Here is a 23,863-nt window from a genome sequence, read left to right on the forward strand (position 1 = left end):
GGCAGGAATGGGTATGAATATATGGAATCTATTTCGCGAGGAGGGTTCCACATGGCAATACCATTTCGTGCTGAAGAACGGAAGTTATCAACCAGCGGCCAATTGAGAACGATGAGACAGCAGGGCAGCGTGCCCGGCGTCGTATATGGAACGAAGCTGAGCAAGCCGATTAATGTATCGGTGAATGAGAAGGAGCTGGCAGCGCTGCTGCGCACGCATCCGCATTCCTTGCTGGAGCTAGATATCCCCGGTGCAGGCAAGCAGCCAGTTATGCTGAATGAAGTGCAGCGAGAACCGCTGTCACGTCATGTCATTCACGTCGACTTTCATCAAGTGAATATGAATGAGTCGATCAAGACGCCGGTACGGCTTGAAATTATCGGCGATTCAGTCGGCGTTCGCGAGGGTGGCATTCTGCAGCCGATGCTGCATGAGCTGGAGATTCATTGCTTGCCGGATCGTATTCCAGAGGTCATTGAAGTGAATGTGGCAAGCCTCGGCATCGGCGAGAACTTGCTGCTCTCCGATCTCCAGCTGCCGGAAGGCGTAACGACGAAGCTGGATGCCGATCAGGTGATCGTGACGATTCTGGCGCCTCAGCTTGAGCTGTCGGCCGAGGAAGCGCACGACGCAGCCGTAGAAGCTCACGAAGCCGAGCAGCGTGCGCATGAAGCAGAAATGCACGCAGTCAGATTCGAAAAATAATGATCAAGGGCTGCGCGCAAGAAGCAGCCCTTTTACTTTTTTATTAGAACGTTCGCAGGTAAATGGACAGGCTCTGTAGAAAATAGTGGGACAATAGGTTTCGCTGCGCAGGCAGCATGAATATTAGTAGTAGAGCAGGAGTGAAGGTTCAGCATGAAATGGATTGTCGGACTCGGCAACCCCGGTACCGCCTATCAAGGCACGCGGCATAACGTGGGGTTTATGGTCGTGGATACGCTCGCGAAGCGCTGGGGCATTAATGTATCGCAGAGTAAATGCAAAGGTTTAATCGGCGAAGGCAACGTAGGCGGGACGAAGGTCGCGCTTATTAAACCGATGACGTATATGAATCTGTCGGGGGAGACGGTAAGAGGCTTTATGGATTATTTTAAAGCCGATCTCGAAGATGCGATAATTGTATATGATGATTTGGATACAGTAACAGGCAAGATCCGTCTTCGTTATCAGGGAAGCGCTGGCGGCCATAACGGCATTAAATCTATTATTCAGCATACCGGCACGCAGAATTTCAACCGGATTCGCCTCGGCATATCGCGTCCGCAGCCGGGTATGAGCATATCGGACTATGTCCTCTCGAACTTCGCGAAGAGCGAAGGGGATCTGCTGAAGAGCATGGTTGAAGAGTCTTGCGATGCAATTGAGTTCGGCTTGACGAATTCATTCGAGCGGACAATGGCCAAATATAACCGTTAAATTTCACCGTATGAGGGCATACTGAGGGTAGGATGCATACCCGAGCAGCGAACTTGGAAGTACTGAAGAGTGAGATGGGCTCATGAATCAGAGAAAGTTCGAGGGCCAGGGTATAACAACTACTCAGGAGGCATAAATATGGCTGTAAATTACGTTTGCCGGCACTGTAAATCGGCCATGGGATCGATCAACAGCGACCATGTATCGGAAACTCAGCTCGGTTTCCATTTCTTGACCCCCGAAGAGCGCAGCGATATAATAGCCTATAATCCAAACGGAGACGTTACGGTTAATGTCGTTTGCGATTACTGTCGCGAGGCAATTGAGAGCAATCCCGAGCTGCTGCTTGTATCGAATCCGCTGCAATAGCGGGCGGCTAGCAGGGAAAGAAGTTAGAAATTGTATGGACAAGAGAGCCTTGGCGCATGGCTGAGGCTTCTTTTTTTAACATTATAGAATTTATAAGTTTCACTTTTATAAATTTCTATAATGTCTCCGGATTGAAACGCGCTGCCCCGCCAAAACGACGGCGACAGCCGTTTCACCTTGACCATTCAGAATGAAAGGATTCACGCTTCTTCATTTCTGAAATGGGATTTGGTCTGTTGTGAATGAAACGAGGTGCCGCTGAAGTTGAAAGCATTACTGGAAGCTTACGCTGCGGATACGGACTTTGGATCTGTCGTATCCGGGATCAAGAAAGGGATGCAGGAGCAGCTCATTTCGGGGCTCGCAGGCTCATCAAGGCAAGTGATGATTGCGGCGCTGAAGCGGGAGTTCGATCGCCCGATGCTCGTCGTCACCCATAACATGTTCGCGGCGCAGAAGATCGCAGAGGACTTGGTGGAGTGCTTGTCCGAGGATGAGGTGCTGCTCTATCCGGCCAATGAGTTAGTCGCTGCGGAAGCAGCTATATCGAGCCCGGAAACGTTGGCTCAGCGGATGGATGTATTGATCCGGCTGTCCCAAGGGTTTCGCGGGATTGTTGTCGTGCCGTTCTCCGGCGTCCGGCGCTACCTGCCGCTAAGCAGTGCGATGGCGTCCGCGCGGGCGGAGCTGCGCGTAGGCGAGACACTATCTTTGGAAGCGTTCTTACGGCAAATGGTAGAGCTCGGCTACGAGCGTGTCGATAAGGTGGAGGGCAAAGGGGAAATGAGCGTCAGGGGCGGAATTGTCGACCTGTTCCCGTTAACCTCTCCGCATCCATACCGAATTGAATGGTTCGACGATGAGATCGACTCCATTCGTACGTTCGATCAGACGGATCAACGGTCGATCGAGAAGCTGCAGCATTACAGCGTGCCGCCGTGCCAAGAGCTGATGGCGGATAAGCGCCGCTTCGAGAATGCCGCGGAGCATGCAGCTTCGCTGCTGGATCAGCAGCTTGCGAAGATGACGGACCGGACAGCGAAGGACCGGCTGCGGTCGGAGATCGGCTCGGAAATCGAGAAGCTGCGGGAGCATCATTATTTTCCGGAGATCTATAAATATATTTCGCTGCTTTATCCAGAACGGCAAACGCTATTCGATTATATGCCGAAGGACACGCTGCTGATCTATGAGGAGCCGACTCGTCTCATTGAGACGGGCCGCCAGCTGGAGCGGGATGAGGCGGAGTGGGCGACGCATCTGATGACGCATGGTAAAGCGCTGCCTGCGCTTGCTTTGGCGCGCCCTTCGGATGATGTCTTGTTCCACCGACCGTTCCAAACGCTGTTCTTATCGCTATTCTTACGTCAAATTCCGCATACGCAACCGCAGAATATACTGAATGTCGTCTGCCGCTCCATGCAGAACTTCCACGGGCAAATGAACGTGCTGAAGGCAGAGATGGAGCGCTGGCGCAAAACAGGCGCGACAGTCATTATGCTCGCCGGCAACGCGGAGCGGATGGACCGGATGCGCAGGGTGCTGCACGATTACGGCATTGAGCCGCCTACGCTCATAGAGGGTAACCTCCAGAGCGGTTTTGAGCTGCCATCGATTCATCTGATTGTTATTACCGAGGGCGAGATGTTCTCGCAGAAGCAGCGCAAGGCGCGCCGCCTCGATAAGAAGATAGACAACGCGGAGCGGATTAAGAGCTATACGGAGCTCAAGGTTGGCGATTATGTCGTCCATCAGAACCACGGCATTGGCAAGTATATGGGGATCGGCACGCTTGAAATCTCCGGTATTCATAAGGACTACATGCATATTTTGTATGCGGGTGGCGATAAGCTGTCCGTTCCAATTGAACAGATTGACCTCATTCAGAAATATGTCGGCTCCGAAGAGAAAGAGCCGAAGGTGTATAAGCTGGGCGGAAGCGAATGGACACGGGTAAAAAGCAAGGCACAATCATCCGTCAAGGACATTGCTGACGAGCTCATTAAGCTCTATGCGGAGCGTCAAGCGACGACTGGCTTTGCGTTCGGGCAGGACACGACGTACCAGCAGGATTTCGAAGCGATGTTCCCGTATGATGAGACGCAGGATCAACTGCGTGCGATCAGCGAGATCAAGCAGGATATGCAGATTGCGCGTCCTATGGACCGTCTGCTCTGCGGTGACGTAGGCTACGGCAAGACTGAGGTTGCGGTGCGGGCAGCATTCAAATCGGCGATCGAGGGCAAGCAGGTGGCCATTCTGGTGCCGACGACGATTCTCGCGCAGCAGCATTATGAGACGTTCCGCGAGCGCTTCTCTGGCTTCCCGTTCAACGTTCAAGTGCTGAGCCGGTTCCGTTCCAAGAAAGATCAGACCGCAACGATGAAAGGGCTGAAGGCGGGCACGGTCGATGTGGTCATCGGTACGCATCGTTTGCTGTCGCAGGATATTATTTTTAAAGACCTCGGCTTGCTCATCGTCGATGAGGAGCAGCGCTTTGGCGTATCGCACAAAGAGAAGCTGAAGCGGCTGAAGACGAATGTCGACGTGCTTACGCTGACGGCAACGCCAATTCCACGGACGCTCCACATGTCGATGCTCGGCGTGCGCGATCTATCGGTCATTGAGACGCCGCCGGAGAACCGGTTCCCGGTACAGACGTATGTCGTTGAATACAGCACGTCCCTCGTGCGGGAATCCATTGAGCGCGAGCTGGCGCGTGGTGGTCAAGTGTACTATCTCTATAACCGCGTGCAAGGCATCCATCAGATAGCGGAGCAAATTAATGCGCTCGTACCGGATGCGCGCGTGGCGGTCGGCCATGGCCAAATGTCCGAGCAGGAGCTTGAAAAGACGATATTGGACTTCCTGGACGGGGAGTCGGACGTACTTGTCAGCACGAGCATCATTGAGACAGGCGTCGACATACCGAACGTAAATACACTCATCGTCCACGATGCGGACAAGATGGGCCTCTCCCAGCTGTATCAGCTGCGCGGGCGGGTTGGCCGCTCGAACCGGATCGCTTACGCCTATTTCACTTACCAGCGGGATAAAGTGCTGACTGAGGTGGCGGAGAAGCGGCTGCAGTCGATCAAGGAGTTCACGGAGCTTGGCTCCGGATTCAAGATTGCGATGCGCGACTTGTCGATTCGCGGAGCAGGCAACCTGCTCGGCGCGGAGCAGCATGGCTTCATTGCGTCCGTCGGCTTCGACTTGTACTCGCAAATGCTGGCCGATGAGATCGCGAAGCGCAAAGCCGGCATGGATGGGGAAGTAGTAACGCCGGTGAAGGAAGTGAATACGGTTATCGACATGAGCATCGATGCCTACTTGCCGTCTTCCTATATTTACGATAGCATACAGAAGATAGAGATCTATAAGAAAGTAGCCGCAGTGCGCGCGTTTGAGGAAATTGACGATTTGCGCGAGGAGCTTGTTGACCGGTTCGGAGATTTGCCGCAGGCTGTCGATAATTTGCTGTCGGTTGCCCGTCTTAAAGTGTTCGGCGCTGCATGCGGAATCGAGCAAATTAGCGGAAAAGGCGATGATATCACCTTGAAATTCGCTGAGCGGGAGAAGCAGCGGTTCGATAACAAGAAGGTGGACATGATTTGCTTGCAGCTAGAGAACAGATTCAAGCGTTCAACCGGCCAGGAGCCCTATCCGCTTATGCAATTAAGAGGGAAAGGGCTGCAGGTGGAGCAGAAGCTTGAACTGCTGGAACGGTTTTTGACCCATTATAAAGACACCATTCAATCGAAAGGGGAACTACAGAATGCTACGCACTAAAAATTGGAGAAAAGCGATCCTGCTTGTCCTTGCAGGCATTCTCGTCATCACGCTGATGGCGGGTTGCGGCAAGAAGGAGGAGAGCGGCGGCGTACCAGGAGCTGGGGAAGGCAAGACGATTGCAACCTATAAGGACGGTGTCGTCACGGACAAGGAGTTTAAGCTCTACTCCACGTTCTTCGGCGTCGTACAGCCGCAGACGGAGATGTATCTAAGCATTCCGCAGCTGCAGGAGCAGTTCTTGCGTGAATATATCGGGTACAAAATTCTGTACAAGCAACTTGGCGATAAAAAGCAAACGGATGAAGAGAAAAAGAATGTCGACACGTTCTATGCGCAGCTGAAGCAGTCGGTGGATGCTGACGCAGCGACGAAGAAGAAGGTCGACGACGCAGGCTTGAAGGAAAGCGACATCCGTTATTTCTTCACGATGATTTCGACAATCATGAAGGATCAAGAGAGCAAAGTTACGGATGACCAAGTGAAGAAGCAGTATGACGCAACGAAGGACGATTACAACGTCGTTAGCGTTCGACATATTCTAATCGCCACCGTTGATCTGACAACAGGCGCTGCGAAGCGCAAAGACGCGGACGCGCTGAAGATTGCAAAAGAAGTGAAGGCTAAGCTGGATGCAGGCGGCGACTGGACTGCGCTTGCGAAGAAGTATTCCGAGGATACAGGATCCAAGGATAACGGTGGCCTGTATGAAAACCAACCGGCGAAGAGCTGGGTAGCGGAATTTAAAGATGCGGCGAACAAACAGCCGATCGGCAAAGTCGGCGATCCGGTTAAAACGCAGTATGGCTACCATGTCATGAAGGTGGAGAAGCGCACGCCGACTGCATTCGACAAGCTGACGGCAGAAGATAAGGCGCAGCTCAAATCGACGCTGGCGTCCACAAACTTGAACAAATATATGACGGACGAGCTGCCGAAACAAATTACGAAGATCGAGCTGCCGAAGGCAGAGACGCCGGCAACTGACTCCGGTTCCAATGCAGGCGGCACGACAAATACGAATAAAGACGCAAACACGAACACGAAAACAAATGCCGACAAGAAAACAGAAACGAAGTAATAAAGAGCAATCCTTACGGGTGCGGTAACAACAAGACAAGCTCAGCCTAAGCTATGAAGGGCTGGGCTTGTTTTGACTTTATAATCATTTCATGGGAGGTCATAAAGTGACACAGCAGCTATTCTTTGTAGGTTCCTACTCCCCCCGGGAGCAAGAGGGCATATCGGCGATGACTCTGGATACAGAGACTGGTGCAATCAGCCGATTGTCCGGTATAGCAGGCATTCATAATCCATCCTTCTTGCGCGTGAATGATACAGGGAATCATCTCTACGTAGTAAGCGAGACCGGTGTAGAGCCTGGCAGCGTGCTGAGCTATGCGCTGACAGGCGACAACGGCGGGTTAACGGCGATTAACGAAGCGTCCACGCTCGGCGGTTCGCCATGCCATGTCGAATTTGACAAGAGCGGGAAGCTGCTTGTCGTGACGAACTATACGGGCGGCAATTTCAGCTTGTACGCAATCGGTGAGGATGGCTCCGTTACTCTTGCTGATCATATCTCGCATGAAGGCCGCGGACCGCGCGATGACCGCCAGGAAGCGCCGCATCCGCACTCGGCGATCGTGGATCCAGCAGGGCGCTATGTGCTCATTGCCGATCTCGGCACAGATGAAGTCGTCTCGTACCGGATTGATTCAGCTGCACAGAAGCTGAACAAGCGAGGGGTGACTGCTGCGGATCCGGGAGCGGGTCCGAGGCATATGGCGTTCCATCCGCAGCAGCCGATTCTGTACGTAATCAATGAACTGGACAGCACAGTTGCCGTCTACAGCTATGAAGCGGAACAGTCTCAGCTGACACTGAAGCAAGTCATTTCGACGCTGCCGGAATCGTTCACTGATGAGACGACCTGTGCGGACATTCATGTGACGGCTGACGGGCGTTTCTTGTATGCGTCGAATCGCGGACATGACAGCATTGCGGTATATCGCATAGGTGCGGACGGCGCGCTTACGCTTGTGCAGTTCGCGCCAAGCGGCGGGAAGACACCTCGCAACTTTGCGATATCGCCGGACGGACAATATCTGTTGTCAGCGAACCAGGAGTCGAACATCATCGTCACCTACCGGATCGACCAGGCGACAGGTGAATTGCAGCCGACAGGGCACAGCATCGAGACGAATAAGCCGGTTTGCATTGCATTTGTGAAGTAAGCTGCGTGAGCAGAAGAACATATAGGCCGGATGAGCGGGTACTTCGCTTGTCCGGTTTTTTTGCGTTATCCGAAAAGAAGTTTGTGTAATATATATGTTATATATTCGAAATACTCAGCTGGATTATCGCTCAAAAATGTGAGTTAAATTAACATAATTATGAACAAATAACGCATAATAGCAGCAATAAAGAAAAATTTGATTCTTTTGTGTAAAGTTTATTGACATCACTATGAAGCGGATTTTATAATGAGACCACGAACGTTGGAAGACAAATCCAGAAAAACGTTCGGAATAGAGAAAGAGAAAAATAGTAGGGATTGGGAGTGGGAGAATGAGGAGTAGGAAAGCGAAGGGCAGTGCGGCAGTACTCATTGCATTATGCTTGGCGCTCGCGGGATGCGGTACAAACAACGATAAAGCTGCATCCACGAATGAAGGCGCGCAGACAGATTCAACCGGCGGTGGGGAAATTAAAGTTGGTATTCTTCATTCTCTCAGCGGCACAATGGCAATCAGCGAAGTGTCGGTCAAAGATTCAGAGATGATGGCGATCGACGAAATCAACGCGAAGGGCGGCGTGCTCGGGAAGAAGATCGTGCCTGTCGTCGAAGACGGCGCATCGGATTGGCCGACCTTTGCGGAGAAGGCGCGGAAGCTTATCTCCGAAGATAAAGTCGCGACGGTATTCGGCGGATGGACGTCCTCGAGCCGCAAAGCGATGCTGCCCGTATTCGAAGAGCTGAAAGGGCTGCTCTGGTATCCGGTACAGTATGAGGGGCTTGAGCAATCACCGAACATCATGTATACAGGCGCTACGACGAACCAACAGATCGTACCTGCTGTCACCTGGCTCCTCCAAAACCACGGCAAGAAGTTTTTCCTCCTCGGTTCAGACTACGTATTCCCGCGCACAGCGAACAAAATCATCAAAGAACAGCTCAAGGTAGAAGGCGGAGAGCTCGCAGGCGAAGAGTACACCCCGCTTGGTCATACCGACTACGCCACAGTTATCGCCAAGATTAAAGAAGCAAAGCCGGATGTCGTGTTCAACACGCTGAACGGTGACAGCAACGTCGCGTTCTTCAAGCAGTTGAAGGATGCCGGCATTACCTCCAAAGACCTCACAACATTGTCTGTCTCCGTCGCAGAAGAAGAAATTCGCGGTATCGGCACAGACGTACTCGCTGGTACATACGCCGCATGGAACTACTACCAAACAACAGACACCCCTGCCAACAAAACCTTTGTAGAGAACTATAAGAAAAAATACGGCGATGACCGTGTAACCGCTGACCCGATTGAAGCAGGCTATGATGCTGTATACCTGTGGGCTGCAGCTGTCGAGAAAGCAGGCTCCACTAATGTCGAGAAGGTTAAAACGGCGGCAAAGGACCTTGAATGGGATGCGCCGGAAGGCAAAGTGAAGATTGACGGCGAGACCCAGCACTTGTACAAAACCGTTCGTATCGGCGAAGTGCAGCCGGATGGCCAGTTTAAGGAAGTATGGAATTCCGGTGACCCCGTGAAGCCTGATCCATTCTTGAAAGGTTACGCGTGGGCGGCTAGCTTAACTGCAGGCAAGTAAGAGACTACGCAAGTTGCAATTTACTAATCGTGCTGCGCCGCCGCTTCTGTGCTTGGCGGCGCAGCCGGTTTTCGAAAGTCGGTTCGAAAGTTGGTTGCTTGGAACGCGATAAGGGGTGGGTGCATGGACGTTGCTGTGCTGCAGCTGTTTAACGGAATTAGTGTCAGCTCGATTCTGCTGCTGATTGCGCTTGGATTATCCGTTACATTCGGTCTTATGAAAGTCATTAATATGGCGCATGGCGAGCTCATTATGATCGGAGCATATACCGCCTATGTTGTACAAAATTTGTTTGCCTCTTATTTGCCCACCTCGCTCTTCGGCTGGTATTTCGTTCTCGCTATTCCAGCGAGCTTCATCATCGCTTGTCTTTTCGGCCTCGTCCTCGAAATGAGCCTCATCCGCTTCCTATACGGGCGCCCGCTCGACAGCTTGCTTGCCACTTGGGGTGTCGGTCTCATGCTTCAGCAGATCGCGCGCAGCATATTTGGCGCACCGAATGTCGGCGTAACGAGCCCTGCCTGGCTGAATGGTGGCGTAACTGCGTTTGGCGGTGTCGTGTTTCCGTACAAGAGGCTATTCATTCTCGGACTGGTGCTTGTCTGCTTGTTCCTCATGTACGTGTACATTTACCGGAGCCATTCGGGACGCCGCATGCGGGCGGTCATGCAGAACCGGGAGATGGCGGCATGCCTTGGCATTTCGACGCGCCGCGTCGATGCGATGACGTTCGCAATCGGATCGGGCATTGCGGGCATTGCAGGCTGCGCACTTACACTCATTGGACCAATCGGGCCGTCTATCGGCACTTATTATATTGTGGATGCCTTTATGGTCGTTGTGCTTGGCGGCGTCGGCAAGCTGGTCGGCACCGTGTTCGGCGCATTTGGCATTGGCTTGTCGAATACGTTGTTCGAATATTGGACGACGGCCTCACTCGGGAAGGTGCTCGTATTCCTATGCATCGTCGCGTTTCTGCAGTGGAAGCCGAGCGGATTTGTGGCGATGCGCTCGCGCTCGCTCGATAACTAAGCAAGAGGTTTTACTTTGAAAGGTGGTGAGGGCATGCTGCTACGAACATTATCGTCCCGGCGGCTGTGGCTGCTGGCGGTTTATGCGGCGTCGGCAGTCGTTCTCTTCTGCGCGCCGCTTGTGCTCAGTGATTTTCGGCTTAACCTGCTGGCGAAGTTTCTGGCGTATGCTATCGTGGCGCTCGGGCTTGATTTAATCTGGGGCTACACAGGCATCCTCAGCCTTGGCCACGGAGTATTCTTCGGCCTCGGTGGCTACGCGATGGCCATGTACTTGAAGCTGGAGGCAAGCGGAGGGAAGCTGCCGGATTTCATGGATTGGAGCGGGCTGACCGCGCTGCCATGGTTCTGGAGGCCGTTCGAGTCGATCGGCTTCGCGCTGGCTGCAGGCATTCTGCTGCCCGCGCTGCTCGCGCTTGTGCTCGGCTATGTGACGTTTCGCAACCGAATTCGCGGCGTCTACTTCACGATTCTAACGCAGGCGCTCGTCATTATTACGGTGACTCTGTTTGTTGGGCAGCAAGCCTATACGGGCGGGACCAACGGCGTGACAGGCTACAGCAAGCTGTTTGGGTACTCGCTCGCGTCGCCGGAAACGAAGAGATGGTTGTATTTTGTGACGGTGGCGTTGCTAATTGGCGCTTACCTGCTCTGCCGGTTTATTGTGAATAGCCGCTTCGGCAAGGTGCTGCGCGCGATTAGAGACGGCGAGAATCGGGTGCGTTTCATCGGCTACAATCCAGCGATCTATCAGATGGTCGCGTTTGCGATTTCAGCGGGTCTCGCAGGGCTTGCGGGCATGCTGTTCGTGCTGCATGTCGGTATTATTTCACCATCGATGATGGGCATCGTGCCTTCGATTGAGATGGTGCTTTGGGTGGCGATCGGAGGGCGGGGCACGCTCGGCGGCGCAGTGCTTGGAGCGGTGCTGCTTAATTCGGCGAAGAGCACATTCAGTGAATCCTATCCGGATATGTGGACTTTGTTCCTGGGCGCTTTGTTTGTGGTCGTCGTCGTGTTCCTGCCGAAGGGCGCCGCAGGACTATATGGCGGGCTTCGGGGGCTTATTGGAAGGAGGAAGGAATCGGATGAACGAGCGAATGGAGTCCGTAATCCTGCAGTGTGACGGTGTAACCGTTGATTTCGACGGCTTCAAAGCGGTGCAAGGAATGGATTTGACGCTTACGCGCGGCGAGCTGCGGTTTCTCATTGGTCCGAACGGCGCGGGCAAAACAACGATGCTGGATGTCATCTGCGGCAAAGTGAAGCCGGCGTCAGGCAAAGTAACATTGCGCGGCGGCGTTGACATTACGCGGAAGCGGGAGCATCAGATTGCGGAGCTTGGCATCGGCCGGAAGTTCCAAACGCCGTCGATCTTCCCATCGCTAACCGTTTACGACAATCTCGAGATCGCGATGAAGCAGAATCGGGGCGTCTTCGCGGCGATGCGCGCTAAGCTGCGCCCTGCGGAGACTGACCGTCTCGCGGCGCAGCTGGAAATGGTCGGCTTGCAAGGGAAGGCATCGTGGCGGGCAGGCGGGCTGTCGCATGGCGAGAAGCAGTGGCTGGAGATTGGCATGATGCTGCTGCAGGAGCCGGAGATTCTGTTGCTGGATGAGCCTGTGGCAGGCATGACTGACCGGGAGACAGAGAAAACCGGCGAGCTGCTGCAGCATATCCGCAAGACGCAGTCGATTGTCGTCGTGGAGCACGACATGGAGTTCGTGCGCAGCTTTGCGAGCAAGGTGACCGTCATGCATGAAGGCCGGCTGCTGAAGGAAGGGTCTATGGAGGATGTGCAGCGGGATGACCGCGTGGCGGAAGTGTATTTAGGGAAAAGGCGGGATGCCGATGCTAGCCGTTCAACAGCTTGAAGCAGGTTACGGGGAGAGCGTCATCTTAAGGCAGGTGACGCTCCAGGTGAAGCCGGGACAGGTCGTCTGCCTGCTCGGACGCAACGGGGTTGGCAAAACAACGCTCATGAAGAGCATTATGGGCGTGCTCAAAGCGCGCCGGGGAACAGTGACCTACAAAGGCGATGATATGACCAAGCTGCCGCCGGGGCAGCGGGCGAAGAAGGGGATCGGTTATGTGCCGCAGGGGCGTGAGGTCTTCCCGCAGCTCACGGTGTTTGAGAATGTGCTGCTTGGACTTGAAGCAGCAGGAGGGAAGAAGCGGCGTCACGTCATACCGCAGTCCGCAGTCGCCAAGTTTCCAGTGCTTCCCGCAATGTACGACCGCAAGGGCGGGGACTTAAGCGGTGGGCAGCAGCAACAGCTCGCCTTCGCCAGAGCACTCGCTTCGGAGCCGGAGCTGTTGCTCCTCGATGAGCCGTGCGAAGGCATTCAGCCGTCCATCGTTGACGATATCCGCGATGTCATCCGCTCGATCAAGGCAGGAGGGGAGACGTCCATTCTGCTTGCGGAGCAGAGCCTGGAGTTCGTGAAGAGTGTTGGCGACTACTTCTATATTATTGAGAAGGGCTCTGTTGCCTGGGAGGGCGGCCTATCGGATTTGAACGACGAAGTGATTCGTCATTACTTGACGGTATAGACAATTATGTAATAAAACCTAACACAGGTGTTGACACATCCATAGCCCTCCTTTTAATATAAAGACAGATGTTAGATAACCTAACAAACAGAATATCGGTTCCCCGCATTCCGATAGGGAACAACAAGCTGTCTAGGGTTCCGTGGCACGTTACTAGCAAGTGCCAGCTGGTCCGAGAGATGGCGTATGGAGCGAATCGCTTCATATACACGGAAGGACAAAAGCCTGGGAGATCTCTCCTTAGGCTTTTTCTATTTCTTGTACACAAGGTTCTCGTATCAGGCAGCCTTAGGTACATAAAAGAGAAACGATGGGAGTGGGGACGAATGAAGAGAAGAATGAAACGAACGGTTACGGTAGCTGTGCTCGCTGCAATGCTTATTACACTCGCTGGATGCGGGGGATCGAAGGACGCTTCGACAGGTGCGGATGATTCGCCGATTACGATTGCGCTAAGCCCTTGGCCGGGTTGGTTCTTCTGGTTCCTCGTTGATGAGAAAGGCTTCTTCGACAAGCATGGCGTGAAGGTCGATCTCAAATGGTTCCCAGTCTACAGCGATTCCTTGCAGGCGCTAGCGACAGGCAAGGTCGACGCGAACAGCCAAACGCTGAGCGATACGCTTGCGCCAGCATCGAAAGGCATCGGCCTCAAGGCCGTACTGGTTAACGACAACTCCTTCGGCGGCGATGCCATTGTAAGCAAGCCTGATATCGCGTCGATCAAAGATTTGAAGGGCAAGACGGTAGCGACCGAGCTTGGTACAGTCGATCATCTCCTCCTTCTGACGGCACTCGCGCAGAACGGGCTGTCCGAGAAGGATGTCAATTACGTGAATATGACGGTCAACGATGCAGGGCCTGCTTTTATCTCTGGCAAAACAGATGCATCCGTGCTCTGGGAGCCATTCCAGACGAAAGCGGTGAAGGAAGGCAAAGGCAAGGTGCTCTTCTCCTCGAAGGAAACACCAGGGCTAATTCCCGATCTGCTTGTCTTCCGCGATGATGTTGTGAAGAACCGCCCAGATGATATTCAGAAGATCGTCGACGCTTGGTTCGATGCGCTGGACTACTTCAAGACTCATGAAGACGAAGCGATCAAACTCATGGCGGAGAAGGCTGAGACGACGCCGGAGGACTTCAAGCTTGGGCTTGAGAGCATCAAGCTCTTCACGAAGGAAGACAACGTGACGGCGTTCGGCAAACGGGATGAGTACACATCGCTTCCATATACGGCGGAGAAGACGGCAGACTTCCTGAAGAACCTCGACATGGTGGATGAGATTAAAGACTTTAGCGTCCTCTTCGATTCATCGTTTGTAGAAAAAGCAGCGAAGGAGTGAGCCCTATGAGCGCGACGACAGTAGTGAAAGCAAGTACGAGAAAGAGAAAGCCAAACCGGTTTCAAATCTTCAAAGATATTGGCAACAGGCCTTTTGCATTCACGGCAGGCTTCTCCTTCATCCTGCTGTTCGTGCTCTGGTCGCTGCTCAGCTATACCAAATCGGTCAATCCAATCTTTCTGCCGACCCCGGATAAAGTATTCGTCGAGATGTTCCATATGCTCGGCACGAGCGAGTATTGGCATCACATCGGCATCAGCGTATTCCGTGTAACAGCGGGCTTCCTGCTCGCCTGCGTCATCGGCATTCCGCTCGGCATCTTCGCAGGTACGTTCAAGTACGGTGAGGCGTTCGTTGAGCCGCCAATGGAATTTATCCGCTACATGCCTGCAGTTGCGTTTATTCCGCTCATCATGGTGTGGGCAGGGATAGGCGAATTGGCGAAAATCCTGCTTATCTTCTTGGGTTGCTTCTTCCAGCTCGTGCTGATGGTAGCCGACAATACGCGCCGCGTCTCCCACGATCTGCTGCAGGCTTCGTTCACGCTCGGCGCAGGAAGATGGAAGGCGATTGAGACGGTGCTCATTCCAGCAATCCAGCCGCAGCTGATGAATACGCTTCGGCTCATCCTCGGCTGGGCGTGGACGTACCTCGTCGTTGCAGAGCTTGTAGCGGTCAACAGCGGTCTCGGCTACGCCATTATGAAGGCGCAGCGCTTCCTCAACACCGATCAAATCTTCGTCGGAATCATCGTCATCGGACTGCTCGGACTTATCAGCGACCGGATCTTCGCTTTCTTGAACCGCCGACTGTTCCCATGGGCATAGGGCAACAAGAGCAAGGCGTAACACGAACGAGTGAATAAGGAGTGAGTGCCATGGAAGCGGCAAAACGTACGACGGAAGCTGTTGCGGTGCAGGAAAAGGCGGGAAGAAGCATGCACGCGGTAGAGACAGACAAAGCCGCGGCGCAGCGTGGCGAGATTGCGATTAGCGGTCTTACCAAAGTGTACGAAACGAAGAAGAGCCGGTTCGAGGCGCTGCGAGGCATCGACATGTTCGTGCGGACGAATGAATTCGTGACCATCGTCGGCCCTTCCGGCTGCGGCAAATCGACGCTGCTGCGCATCGTGGCCGGGCTCGACGAGCTGAGCGAAGGCTCGGTGACGCTGGACGGCGAAGAAGTGATCGGGCCAGGCGCGGAGCGGGGCATGGTGTTTCAGGGCTATACGCTGTTCCCGTGGCTTACAGTACGGGAGAACATCGAGTACGGCCCGAAGCTTAAGGGTGTGCCTACGCTTGAGCGCCGAAACATCAGCAATCATTTTCTGAAAGTGATCAAGCTTGAATCCTTCGCGAATGCCTACCCGAAGCAGTTATCCGGCGGGATGAAGCAGCGGGTCGCCATCGCAAGAGCGCTTGCGAACCGCCCGAAGGTGCTGCTCATGGATGAGCCGTTCGGCGCGCTTGATGCGCAGACGAAGCTCGAGATGCAGGAGATGCTGCTTGAGGTGTGGGAGAAGGAGAAGACGACGGTTCTCTTCATCACGCATGACATCGACGAGGCTGTATTTCTGTCCCAGCGGGTCATCGTCATGGGGGCAGGTCCCGGACGGATATTGAAGACATTCGATGTATCGCTGCCTGCTCAGCGGACTCCTGAAGTGCGGGAGCTGCCGGAGTTTCTGGCGCTCAAGCGAGAGCTCGGGCTGCTGCTGAAGCACTAATCACGAAGGGGTGACCGATCCATGCCAGGGAAACGTGCAACAAATCGTGAAGGCGCCGATATGCGTAGAAGGTCGGGCAATCGGCTGCTGGCGCTGCTCGGGTCTATTGTGAAAATAATGTTTTTCCGTCATCCTGCCGCTCTTCGTTAGAGCGGCAGTTTTTTTTGTTTGCAGGCTGATTGGATATTTCCAACTAATTTGTGCAGGCTAGCTGGTAATGGAGGCAAGCGCTCCGCAGGACCGCAAGCTGAAGTGGTAGATCCCTCCAGTCGCGGTGAATCAAGGCTTTAGCCCCTTTCCACGTGAATAAGAAAATGGGAGGGGATGAATACTATGGTCAGAACGAAAATCACCTTATTCAAGGATCCTCTCCTCTTGAACCATAGAAATTGCAGCAAGCGCGTTTGCGTCCAGTCCAATTCACAACCTTCAAGGAAAGTGGGGCAACTAGAACATGAAAGCAACTGGAATTGTCCGTCGTATTGATGATCTCGGTCGGGTCGTTATCCCGAAGGAAATCCGCCGAACACTGCGTATACGTGAGGGTGACCCCCTGGAAATCTTCGTCGACCGCGACGGAGAGGTGATTTTGAAGAAATATTCTCCTATTGGGGAGCTTGGCGACTTTGCCAAGGAATATGCAGAGTCTCTCTCGGAAAGCACCAGTCATATTACCTTGATTACGGACAGAGATAACATTATTGCAGTAGCGGGAGCATCCAAGAAGGACTATCTGGAAAAGCAGATCGGCTCTATGCTGGAGAATTGCATGGAGAATCGCAAGACAGTAATGGAAGCCGGAGGAGGCTCCTTTGAAGTCGTGAAGGATATCGGCGAGACATTCAGCTCCTTCGTGGCAGCCCCTATCGTGGCGGGTGGCGATCCGATCGGTACGGTTGTGCTGCTGAGCAAGGATGAGAATATAAAGATGTCGCAAATGGAAACGAAGATGGCAGAGACGGCAGCTGGTTTTCTCGCTAAGCAAATGGAGCAGTAACAAATAATAAGCTTCCCTGAAGAAAGGTCTTCATGGGAGCTTTTTTCTGTATTCTGTAATTTATAAATTTCACTTGTACAACTTCTATGATGCCCTCCGCGAAACGTAAGCTTTTGCCGAAAGGAAGGCGTCAGCCGGTTTCACTTGGTATAGGTCGACTTTGGGGTATAATGGGAGCAGGAGAAGAGATAGGCAGGTGCACGTGGTTGAAGAGTGAAAAGGGGATTCAAGCGGAGTCCGGCAGGCGTGCGAGCGCTCATGGGAAACGTCTGATTGTATATAGAGGCGCTGCGCTTATGGGCGCTGCGATGCTCGTCAGTAAGGCGCTCGGGACACTGCAGAAGATTCCGCTGCAAAATATAGCCGGGGACCGTGTATTCGGCATCTACAACGCGGTGTATCCGCTGTACCAACTGCTGCTCGCGCTCGTGACGGCAGGGTTTCCGGTCGCGATTTCCATTCTTGTCGCTGAACAGGAGGTTCATGGCGCTCGCGGCGGCTCGAACCGGATATTACGTGCGAGTGCGCTGCTGTTGTTTGGCTACGGGGTGGTCTGCTTTGTTCTCTTGTGGAGCGGCGCTGGCCTAATTGCCTCATGGATAGGCGATACGGAAGCAGCGCAAGCGATCCGGATGTCTGCCCTCGCGCTGTGGGTTGTGCCAGTTATGGCTGCGCTGCGCGGGTATTATCAGGGGCGTGGTGAAATGCTGCCCTCCGCCGTGTCGCAGCTGTCTGAGCAGACGGTGCGCGTTGCCGGTATGCTGGCGCTGCTGGCGCTCGGATGGCATTACGGCTGGGCGGACGCAAAGCTTGCCGCTGGCGCGAATGCAGGATCGGCGATCGGTGGCGCGGCAGGGCTTGCGGTCATTGTAGGGATATGGGCTCGGGAGAGGGCTCGTGATGGCCGGGAGAAGGTAGGCCGGGAAGACTGGCGCGAATGGAAAGTGAGAAGAGAGACATTTGAAGGGCAAGAAGAGCGTGGAGTCCATGTAGAGCGGGAAAAACATGAAGTGCAATCGCTTGGAGCTTTGATGCGTCGGCTGGCGCTGCTTGCCGTGCCCGTGACGCTGGGGGCGCTTGCCGTGCCGGTGCTTGGCGCCGTGGATGCATTTACTGTGCCGCGGCTGCTTCGTGCCGCTGGAGATGGACAGGCCGAAGCGATGGCACTCTTCGGCCTGTATAGCCGGGGCCAGCCGCTTGTGCAGCTGGTCGTCATGGTTGCTGGCGCGATGGGCTCCGCGCTTATTCCGGCTCTTGCAGCCGCACGTCTGCGCGGCGATGAGGCTGCGGTGAGACAGCAGGCGGCCATCGTGATGCGGGCTGCCTGGATGATCGGCGCAGCCGCGGCTCTCGGGCTCGCGATTCTGGCCGAGCCCATCAATGTGATGCTGTACGCGGACGATGCGGGCACGCGTACATTCGCCCTTGTCGGGTGCACGGCGTTGGCCGGCACCGTCAGTGCGCTAACCGCGGCGGTGCTGCAAGGGCTTGGGGCGGTTCTCGGCCCCGCCTTGTTCATGCTCGCTGCGGCAGCGCTGAAGGCGGCGCTCAACGCCGCCCTCGTGCCGGCGCTCGGCATCGCCGGCAGTGCCTGCGCCGGCATCGCGGCGCTCACGGCGGCGGCCCTGCTGGGCGCGGGCGCCGTTCGCCGCGCCGCCGGCGCGGCAATGCCGGCGCGGCGCGCCGCGGGCATCGTACTCGCACTCGCGGTCATGTCCGCGGTGCTCGTACCGGCCGAGCGCGGCGCTGCCTCGCTGCTCGGCTCCCTGCCGCCGCGGGCGGCAGCTGCGGCGCTCGCGCTCGGAGGCGTCGCCCTCGGCGGAGCGCTCTTCCTCGCCGCCGTGCTTCGCTTCGGCGGCATAACGGCGCGCGAGCTGCGCGCGCTGCCGGGCGGCGGCGCACTCGCCGCCAAGCTGCAAAGCTTGCGGCTGCTCTCGTCCGGCGACTAGCCCGTGGTTGTTGCTCTTTCCCGGCGACTAGCCGCTAGGTCTTTGCTCTCGTCGGGCGATTAGCCCAATCATGAGCGGCTCTTAAGCTGCTTCTAATCATCCCGCTTATCATCACCAACCTTTCAAGGAGGAATACATATATGCAATCAACCATAACCGTAGTCGGACTCGGTTCCGGCGACGAAGACCAGCTGACGCTAGGTGTCTGGCGCAAACTGCAGGAGGCGGAGCACCGCTTTGTAAGAACGGACAAGCATCCGATGATGCGCCTGTTTCACGACAACAAGCTCAGCTATGAGTCGTTCGACTCGATCTACGAGCAAATGGACTCGTTCCCGGATGTGTACGATGCGATCGCAATGCAGCTGATCGAGCACGCTCAGACCAAACAAAACATCATCTACGCGGTACCTGGTCATCCGATGGTGGCGGAACGCGCCGTGCAACTACTGCGCGAGCGCTGCCCAGAGCATAACATTGAGCTGAACGTTCTAGGCGGCGAGAGCTTCCTCGACCAAGCGTTCACAAGGCTCGGCTTTGACCCGATTGAAGGGTTCCAGCTGCTGGACGCGGCGGAGCTGAAGTCATCGCTAATCCGCACGGACATGCACACGGTCATTGGACAGGTGTACGATGAGTACACCGCTTCAGATGTAAAGCTGTCGCTGATGGAGCTGCTGCCGGACGATTATCCGATCATCATCGGACATGCCCTCGGTGTCCCTGGCGAAGAGCAAATTCTAACGGTGCCGCTCTATGAGCTGGACCGTACGCCCGGCTACGGCAACCTGTCGTTGATCTACTTGCCGCGTTCAAGCGATGAGAGCTTGCGCAACCGTTCCTTTGAACGTCTGCACGAAATCGTCGCCATATTGCGCAGTCCCGAAGGCTGCCCGTGGGATCGTGAACAGACGCATCTATCCATCCGCAAGAATTTCATCGAGGAGACGTATGAAGCGATCGAGGCGATCGACAACGACGATCCGGATGGCATGCGGGAAGAGTTTGGCGATGTCATCCTGCAAGTGATGCTGCATAGCCAGATGGAAGAAGAGGTTGGGACGTTCTCCGTCTATGACGTGATTCAATCGCTCAATGAGAAGCTGCTGTTCCGTCACCCGCATGTGTTTGGCGAAACGAACGCGGGTAATGCCGCCGAAGCGCTTGCGAATTGGGAGCAGATGAAGGCTGAAGAGAAACGGCGCAAAGGCATTGATGCTTCACAAGCTTCGCAGCTGGACGGTATCCCGCCAGGTCTGCCGGAGCTGATGAAAGCTTACAAGATTCAGAAGAAAGCGGCGAAGGTCGGCTTCGATTGGGATAATCTTAATCCGGTGCTAGACAAGATTGCCGAAGAGCTCGGCGAGCTGCGTGAAGCGATTGCGAGCAAGGATGCGGAGGAGCAGGCAGGCGAGCTTGGAGATCTATTATTTGCTGCTGTAAATGCAGCGAGATTCATTCACGCCGATCCGGAAGAAGCTCTAGCACGAACGAATCAGAAATTTAAGAAACGATTTTCATATATTGAGGAGCAGCTTCGTATAAGCGGCCGATCCTTTGACCAAACTGATTTAACAGAGATGGATCGTTACTGGGAGATTGCAAAACGGCTACCCTAGTAAATAAAAAAAGATTCGTCAAATTTCGGCTTTTTTCCTCACAAACTCCGAAAATATTTTCCAGAAAGCAGGATTTATTTGCTAACAGGCAGAATAGTACCACTTGAGGGAATCAGCTAAGCGGCGGCTTTTTAGCTGCCTAAAAGTATAATTCATTTAGGAGGTAATTGAAGGATGAACAAGACTGATTTGATCAACAACATTGCAGCTAAGAGCGGACTCACTAAGCGTGACGTGGAATCCGTATTGAACGGCTTCCTGGGCGAAGTAACAGACGCGCTTGCAAGCGGCGACAAAGTACAACTGATCGGCTTCGGCACTTTCGAGACGCGCAAGCGTTCCGGTCGTACAGGCCGCAACCCGCAAACAGGCAACCCGATTACAATTGCAGAATCCAAGGTTCCAGCATTCAAGGCCGGCAATAAACTGAAGGACGCGATTAAGTAAGTGCGTCTGGATAAATTTCTCAAAGTATCGCGTTTGATCAAGCGGCGTACCGTCGCGAAGGACGTCTCCGAGCAGGGGCGCGTCTGGATCAACGATCGCGAAGCCAAAGCAAGCAGCACCGTCAAAGTCGGCGACGAGCTCAAGATTCAATACGGCCAGAAGATTGTCACCATTCGCGTTGAGCGGATTGTGGAGACGACCAAGAAGGACGAGGCTAGCGGTATGTATACTTTGTTGAAAGAAGAAGCGCGCCAGTCCGAGAACAAGCTATTTACACTTGAATAGTAATAGGAACGTAAGGCCGCTTCCGTCATCGGAGCGGTCTTTTTGTGTTCTAAAACCTGTCCGACATCCATAAGCTAGTCTTAGTTAATAGGACCGCTTATAGGAGGGTGACGGGCAATGAGCGAGCAAGGCAAAGGTCAGAAACGCCAGGAAATCAAAATGCTTAACCGCAAGATCCTTGAGATTACCGGCGTAAATAATGTGGAGAGCTTCGACAATGAAGAGTTTCTGCTTGAGACCGAGCTTGGTTTCTTGGCCATTCGCGGGCAGAATCTGCATATGAAGCATCTTAGCTTGGAGCAGGGATTGGTAGCGATTGAGGGGCTCGTGCATTCGCTTAACTATCTGGATGGCAATACGGCCGCGAAGTCGAAGGGCCTGTTCGGGAAGTTATTCAAGTGAGCCTCAGCATACAATGGTTGACGATGACGACGATGCTGCTCTCTGGGATCGGGATGGGCATCGTCTTCGACGGGTATCGCGTCGTGTCGGACGAGCTGAAGATTAACCGCTTATGGATTCCAGTGCTCGATTTGCTCTACTGGATCGCCGCGACAATTATCGTGTTTCAAGTGCTCTCTTCCAGCAACGAAGGGGAAGTAAGAGCTTATGTGTTCCTTGGCCTGCTCATAGGTATCTGCCTCTATTATTGGCTGTTCAGCAAGATTACGATGAAGATCGTGCATGTGCTGATCGGAACGGTGCGGGCTATTATCCATTTTGTCGTTCGTGCATTCGTTCTGCTCGTTATTAAGCCGCTGCTGCTTCTCTATCGGATTAGCAGGGTGATTTTAGCTTTTTTGCAGGCATTTACTATTTTCATATTCAAAACTGTGTTACAATTGGTTCGTCCTTTTTGGAAATTGTTTGCATGGATGACGAAGCCAATTTGGAAGCCTGTGGTTCGTTACTGGACAAGTCGGGTAAATCCAATTATCGCCAAGTGGCGGCTGAAGGAACGGGTTTTGGCGGTTCGGGAGCGCGCAGTCCGCGTCTGGGAGCGCCTAATGAAACGGAAGCCGGATTCCGATGATGATCCTAAGGAAAATGAATGAAATCATTAGCGTCAGGAGGTCCATGAAATGGCGATTGCACATACAGGTACGAATTCATCCGCCGCTGCCAGCTATGCAGGCACGAAACGTAGGCTGAGAATCTGGTTTATCTTTGTCGCTCTCTTCATGGGCTGGGCGTTGTATACATTGCTTACGCAGCTTGCGCGTCAGGGCGATGCGGAGACGAAGCTTGCGAACGCGACGAAACAGATTGAAGAAGCGACGAAGCAGGTCAAAGATTTGAAGCTTCAAGTGACTCGTTTGAGCGATAAAGAGTATATTGGTCAGCTGGCTACGAAAGAGCAGGGCATGGTAGGCAAGGGCGAGAAGCAAATCGTACCCATCAAACAGCGATAGATAGGCACTGCACCCGGGGTATACGTCTGTTGCCTTGCTTCTCTCATTCGGGTATAATCAGCTTAAGTAACCGCATTTTTAACGGCTTACCGTCATAATTATTTACCTCGCAGCCTAAGGGGCTGAGAGAAATTGAAGCGATCAGCTTCTCATAACGGTTAGGGAGGAACATTTTTATCTATGGCAATTGAAGTGGGCGCCAAGTTAGAGGGCAAGGTGACAGGCATTACGCATTTCGGAGCATTCGTCGATTTGTCGGGAGGTGTCACAGGGCTAGTTCACATCTCAGAGATTGCCGATAATTACGTCAAGGACGTTAAAGACCATTTAAAGCTGGAAGACGTCGTTACAGTTAAGGTCATTAATGTGGACAAAGACGGAAAAATCGGACTTTCCATTAAACAGGCAGTCGATCGTCCAGAAGGCTCTGCACCACCTCCTCAGCGTGAACGCAGTGCGGATCGCGGACCAGGGGGCTTTGGCGGCCGGACTGGTGGACCGAGTGGAGATCGTGGACCGAGCGGTGGCGGCGGTTTTAATCGTCAAGGCGGCGGTGGCGGCGGACGTCCGTTCAACAAAGGTGGCGGCGGTAAACCTGCTTTCGGCAAACCATCCTTCGAGGATAAAATGTCACGCTTCTTGAAGGACAGCGAAGAGCGTATGTCCTCCTTGAAGAAGAATACGGAATCGAAACGCGGTGGCCGTGGCGCTAAGCGCGATTAATTTATAGAACGTCATTGCAGGCAGTGTCTCCTACGACACTGTCTTTTTTTTATGCCATTATTGAATGTATAAGTTTCACCTGTATACATTGCTATAATCACCGCGAAACGTAAGCTTTTGCCGAAAGGATGGCTTCAGCCGTTTCCACTTGTATCCGTTGTTTTAAGCACTCTATGCAGCCCATCGCATTATTATACCCGCCCACGGAAAAAACTTTTCTCCTGTTCTCACTCAATCCCGACAGGTTTGGACGGCAATTCGCTATCGAAATCGATGCCCCGCGCAACAGATTTTGTTGAAAGGATGGCACATGTCAGCTTTCAGAGGGAAGTTATTCCCTTGCCAGCGCTGGTGCGCATCACAATTGACAAGTCGC

At 53.8% G+C, this 23,863-nt stretch carries 24 protein-coding genes and 1 riboswitch; all 24 genes read left to right on the forward strand.

Annotated elements, in window-relative coordinates; translation table 11 throughout:
* The first annotated feature begins 51 nt into the window (after positions 1–51).
* The 24 genes from AC0LWF_RS25610 to AC0LWF_RS25725 all read left to right on the forward strand — a co-directional run bounded on the left by AC0LWF_RS25610 (position 52) and on the right by AC0LWF_RS25725 (position 23,487).
* A complete protein-coding gene (locus AC0LWF_RS25610; RefSeq protein WP_474654362.1) occupies positions 52–705 on the forward strand; it encodes a 50S ribosomal protein L25 in 654 nt (217 codons plus the stop codon).
* Positions 706–858: 153 nt separating this feature from the next.
* Positions 859–1,419, forward strand: coding sequence for an aminoacyl-tRNA hydrolase (gene pth / locus AC0LWF_RS25615; protein WP_474654363.1), 561 nt, complete (start codon positions 859–861; stop codon positions 1,417–1,419).
* Positions 1,420–1,557: 138 nt separating this feature from the next.
* On the forward strand, positions 1,558–1,788 hold the full coding sequence (gene fin, locus AC0LWF_RS25620) for an anti-sigma-F factor Fin (RefSeq protein WP_090583090.1): 231 nt from the start codon (positions 1,558–1,560) through the stop codon (positions 1,786–1,788).
* Between the two features lie 264 nt (positions 1,789–2,052).
* Positions 2,053–5,580: a transcription-repair coupling factor gene (mfd, locus tag AC0LWF_RS25625; RefSeq protein ID WP_474654364.1), complete on the forward strand. Its 3,528-nt coding sequence runs from the start codon at positions 2,053–2,055 to the stop codon at positions 5,578–5,580.
* Positions 5,567–6,661, forward strand: coding sequence for a peptidylprolyl isomerase (locus AC0LWF_RS25630; RefSeq protein ID WP_474654365.1), 1,095 nt, complete (start codon positions 5,567–5,569; stop codon positions 6,659–6,661). The genes mfd and AC0LWF_RS25630 overlap by 14 nt, the downstream gene beginning before the upstream one ends.
* A gap of 106 nt (positions 6,662–6,767) precedes the next feature.
* Complete coding sequence (locus AC0LWF_RS25635) at positions 6,768–7,817, forward strand: lactonase family protein (RefSeq protein WP_474654366.1); 1,050 nt, start codon at positions 6,768–6,770, stop codon at positions 7,815–7,817.
* Positions 7,818–8,151: 334 nt separating this feature from the next.
* On the forward strand, positions 8,152–9,405 hold the full coding sequence (gene urtA, locus AC0LWF_RS25640) for an urea ABC transporter substrate-binding protein (RefSeq protein WP_474654367.1): 1,254 nt from the start codon (positions 8,152–8,154) through the stop codon (positions 9,403–9,405).
* A gap of 123 nt (positions 9,406–9,528) precedes the next feature.
* Positions 9,529–10,437, forward strand: a complete 909-nt coding sequence (gene urtB, locus AC0LWF_RS25645; RefSeq protein WP_474654368.1) for an urea ABC transporter permease subunit UrtB — start codon at positions 9,529–9,531, stop codon at positions 10,435–10,437.
* 33 nt (positions 10,438–10,470) lie between these two features.
* The gene (gene urtC / locus AC0LWF_RS25650; protein ID WP_474654369.1) at positions 10,471–11,562 is read left to right on the forward strand and encodes an urea ABC transporter permease subunit UrtC; all 1,092 of its coding nucleotides are present in this window, start codon (positions 10,471–10,473) and stop codon (positions 11,560–11,562) included.
* Complete coding sequence (gene urtD, locus AC0LWF_RS25655; RefSeq protein ID WP_474654370.1) at positions 11,525–12,310, forward strand: urea ABC transporter ATP-binding protein UrtD; 786 nt, start codon at positions 11,525–11,527, stop codon at positions 12,308–12,310. The genes urtC and urtD overlap by 38 nt, the downstream gene beginning before the upstream one ends.
* Positions 12,288–12,989, forward strand: a complete 702-nt coding sequence (gene urtE / locus AC0LWF_RS25660; protein ID WP_474654371.1) for an urea ABC transporter ATP-binding subunit UrtE — start codon at positions 12,288–12,290, stop codon at positions 12,987–12,989. Before urtD ends, urtE begins: the two co-directional genes overlap by 23 nt.
* A gap of 121 nt (positions 12,990–13,110) precedes the next feature.
* Positions 13,111–13,223, forward strand: a riboswitch (guanidine-I (ykkC/yxkD leader).
* A gap of 92 nt (positions 13,224–13,315) precedes the next feature.
* A complete protein-coding gene (locus AC0LWF_RS25665) occupies positions 13,316–14,329 on the forward strand; it encodes an ABC transporter substrate-binding protein (RefSeq protein ID WP_474654372.1) in 1,014 nt (337 codons plus the stop codon).
* A 5-nt stretch (positions 14,330–14,334) separates the two neighbouring features.
* Positions 14,335–15,156: an ABC transporter permease gene (locus tag AC0LWF_RS25670; protein ID WP_474654373.1), complete on the forward strand. Its 822-nt coding sequence runs from the start codon at positions 14,335–14,337 to the stop codon at positions 15,154–15,156.
* A 110-nt stretch (positions 15,157–15,266) separates the two neighbouring features.
* A complete protein-coding gene (locus tag AC0LWF_RS25675) occupies positions 15,267–16,055 on the forward strand; it encodes an ABC transporter ATP-binding protein (protein WP_474654405.1) in 789 nt (262 codons plus the stop codon).
* Positions 16,056–16,076: 21 nt separating this feature from the next.
* Positions 16,077–16,205 carry a hypothetical protein gene (locus AC0LWF_RS25680; protein ID WP_474654374.1) on the forward strand — a complete coding sequence of 43 codons (129 nt, stop codon included), beginning with the start codon at positions 16,077–16,079 and terminating at the stop codon, positions 16,203–16,205.
* 304 nt (positions 16,206–16,509) lie between these two features.
* The gene (spoVT, locus tag AC0LWF_RS25685) at positions 16,510–17,052 is read left to right on the forward strand and encodes a stage V sporulation protein T (protein WP_474654375.1); all 543 of its coding nucleotides are present in this window, start codon (positions 16,510–16,512) and stop codon (positions 17,050–17,052) included.
* A 113-nt stretch (positions 17,053–17,165) separates the two neighbouring features.
* A complete protein-coding gene (locus AC0LWF_RS25690; protein WP_474654376.1) occupies positions 17,166–19,001 on the forward strand; it encodes an oligosaccharide flippase family protein in 1,836 nt (611 codons plus the stop codon).
* Between the two features lie 140 nt (positions 19,002–19,141).
* Positions 19,142–20,620 (forward strand): bifunctional methyltransferase/pyrophosphohydrolase YabN, encoded by a 1,479-nt coding sequence (yabN, locus tag AC0LWF_RS25695; protein ID WP_474654377.1) that lies wholly within the window; start codon positions 19,142–19,144, stop codon positions 20,618–20,620.
* Between the two features lie 174 nt (positions 20,621–20,794).
* Positions 20,795–21,067, forward strand: a complete 273-nt coding sequence (locus AC0LWF_RS25700; protein WP_132490962.1) for an HU family DNA-binding protein — start codon at positions 20,795–20,797, stop codon at positions 21,065–21,067.
* The gene (locus AC0LWF_RS25705) at positions 21,068–21,352 is read left to right on the forward strand and encodes an RNA-binding S4 domain-containing protein (RefSeq protein WP_474654378.1); all 285 of its coding nucleotides are present in this window, start codon (positions 21,068–21,070) and stop codon (positions 21,350–21,352) included.
* A gap of 117 nt (positions 21,353–21,469) precedes the next feature.
* Positions 21,470–21,754, forward strand: coding sequence for a sporulation protein YabP (gene yabP, locus AC0LWF_RS25710; RefSeq protein ID WP_474654379.1), 285 nt, complete (start codon positions 21,470–21,472; stop codon positions 21,752–21,754).
* On the forward strand, positions 21,751–22,407 hold the full coding sequence (gene yabQ / locus AC0LWF_RS25715) for a spore cortex biosynthesis protein YabQ (protein ID WP_474654380.1): 657 nt from the start codon (positions 21,751–21,753) through the stop codon (positions 22,405–22,407). The genes yabP and yabQ overlap by 4 nt, the downstream gene beginning before the upstream one ends.
* Positions 22,408–22,434: 27 nt before the next feature.
* On the forward strand, positions 22,435–22,764 hold the full coding sequence (locus AC0LWF_RS25720) for an FtsB family cell division protein (protein WP_474654381.1): 330 nt from the start codon (positions 22,435–22,437) through the stop codon (positions 22,762–22,764).
* 180 nt (positions 22,765–22,944) lie between these two features.
* Positions 22,945–23,487, forward strand: a complete 543-nt coding sequence (locus AC0LWF_RS25725) for a S1 domain-containing RNA-binding protein (RefSeq protein ID WP_474654382.1) — start codon at positions 22,945–22,947, stop codon at positions 23,485–23,487.
* The last annotated feature ends 376 nt before the right edge of the window (positions 23,488–23,863 follow it).

The organism is Paenibacillus sp. sgz302114, from assembly GCF_056120345.1.

Bases quoted from the DNA above. Each gene is read 5' to 3' on its own strand.
- AC0LWF_RS25610 (WP_474654362.1), top strand. From the start codon at position 52: ATGGCAATACCATTTCGTGCTGAAGAACGGAAGTTATCAACCAGCGGC.
- pth (WP_474654363.1), top strand. From the start codon at position 859: ATGAAATGGATTGTCGGACTCGGCAACCCCGGTACCGCCTATCAAGGC.
- fin (WP_090583090.1), top strand. From the start codon at position 1,558: ATGGCTGTAAATTACGTTTGCCGGCACTGTAAATCGGCCATGGGATCG.
- AC0LWF_RS25630 (WP_474654365.1), top strand. From the start codon at position 5,567: ATGCTACGCACTAAAAATTGGAGAAAAGCGATCCTGCTTGTCCTTGCA.
- urtA (WP_474654367.1), top strand. From the start codon at position 8,152: ATGAGGAGTAGGAAAGCGAAGGGCAGTGCGGCAGTACTCATTGCATTA.
- urtB (WP_474654368.1), top strand. From the start codon at position 9,529: ATGGACGTTGCTGTGCTGCAGCTGTTTAACGGAATTAGTGTCAGCTCG.
- urtC (WP_474654369.1), top strand. From the start codon at position 10,471: ATGCTGCTACGAACATTATCGTCCCGGCGGCTGTGGCTGCTGGCGGTT.
- urtD (WP_474654370.1), top strand. From the start codon at position 11,525: ATGAACGAGCGAATGGAGTCCGTAATCCTGCAGTGTGACGGTGTAACC.
- urtE (WP_474654371.1), top strand. From the start codon at position 12,288: ATGCTAGCCGTTCAACAGCTTGAAGCAGGTTACGGGGAGAGCGTCATC.
- AC0LWF_RS25665 (WP_474654372.1), top strand. From the start codon at position 13,316: ATGAAGAGAAGAATGAAACGAACGGTTACGGTAGCTGTGCTCGCTGCA.
- AC0LWF_RS25670 (WP_474654373.1), top strand. From the start codon at position 14,335: ATGAGCGCGACGACAGTAGTGAAAGCAAGTACGAGAAAGAGAAAGCCA.
- AC0LWF_RS25675 (WP_474654405.1), top strand. From the start codon at position 15,267: ATGCACGCGGTAGAGACAGACAAAGCCGCGGCGCAGCGTGGCGAGATT.
- AC0LWF_RS25680 (WP_474654374.1), top strand. From the start codon at position 16,077: ATGCCAGGGAAACGTGCAACAAATCGTGAAGGCGCCGATATGCGTAGA.
- spoVT (WP_474654375.1), top strand. From the start codon at position 16,510: ATGAAAGCAACTGGAATTGTCCGTCGTATTGATGATCTCGGTCGGGTC.
- yabN (WP_474654377.1), top strand. From the start codon at position 19,142: ATGCAATCAACCATAACCGTAGTCGGACTCGGTTCCGGCGACGAAGAC.
- AC0LWF_RS25700 (WP_132490962.1), top strand. From the start codon at position 20,795: ATGAACAAGACTGATTTGATCAACAACATTGCAGCTAAGAGCGGACTC.
- yabP (WP_474654379.1), top strand. From the start codon at position 21,470: ATGAGCGAGCAAGGCAAAGGTCAGAAACGCCAGGAAATCAAAATGCTT.
- AC0LWF_RS25720 (WP_474654381.1), top strand. From the start codon at position 22,435: ATGGCGATTGCACATACAGGTACGAATTCATCCGCCGCTGCCAGCTAT.
- AC0LWF_RS25725 (WP_474654382.1), top strand. From the start codon at position 22,945: ATGGCAATTGAAGTGGGCGCCAAGTTAGAGGGCAAGGTGACAGGCATT.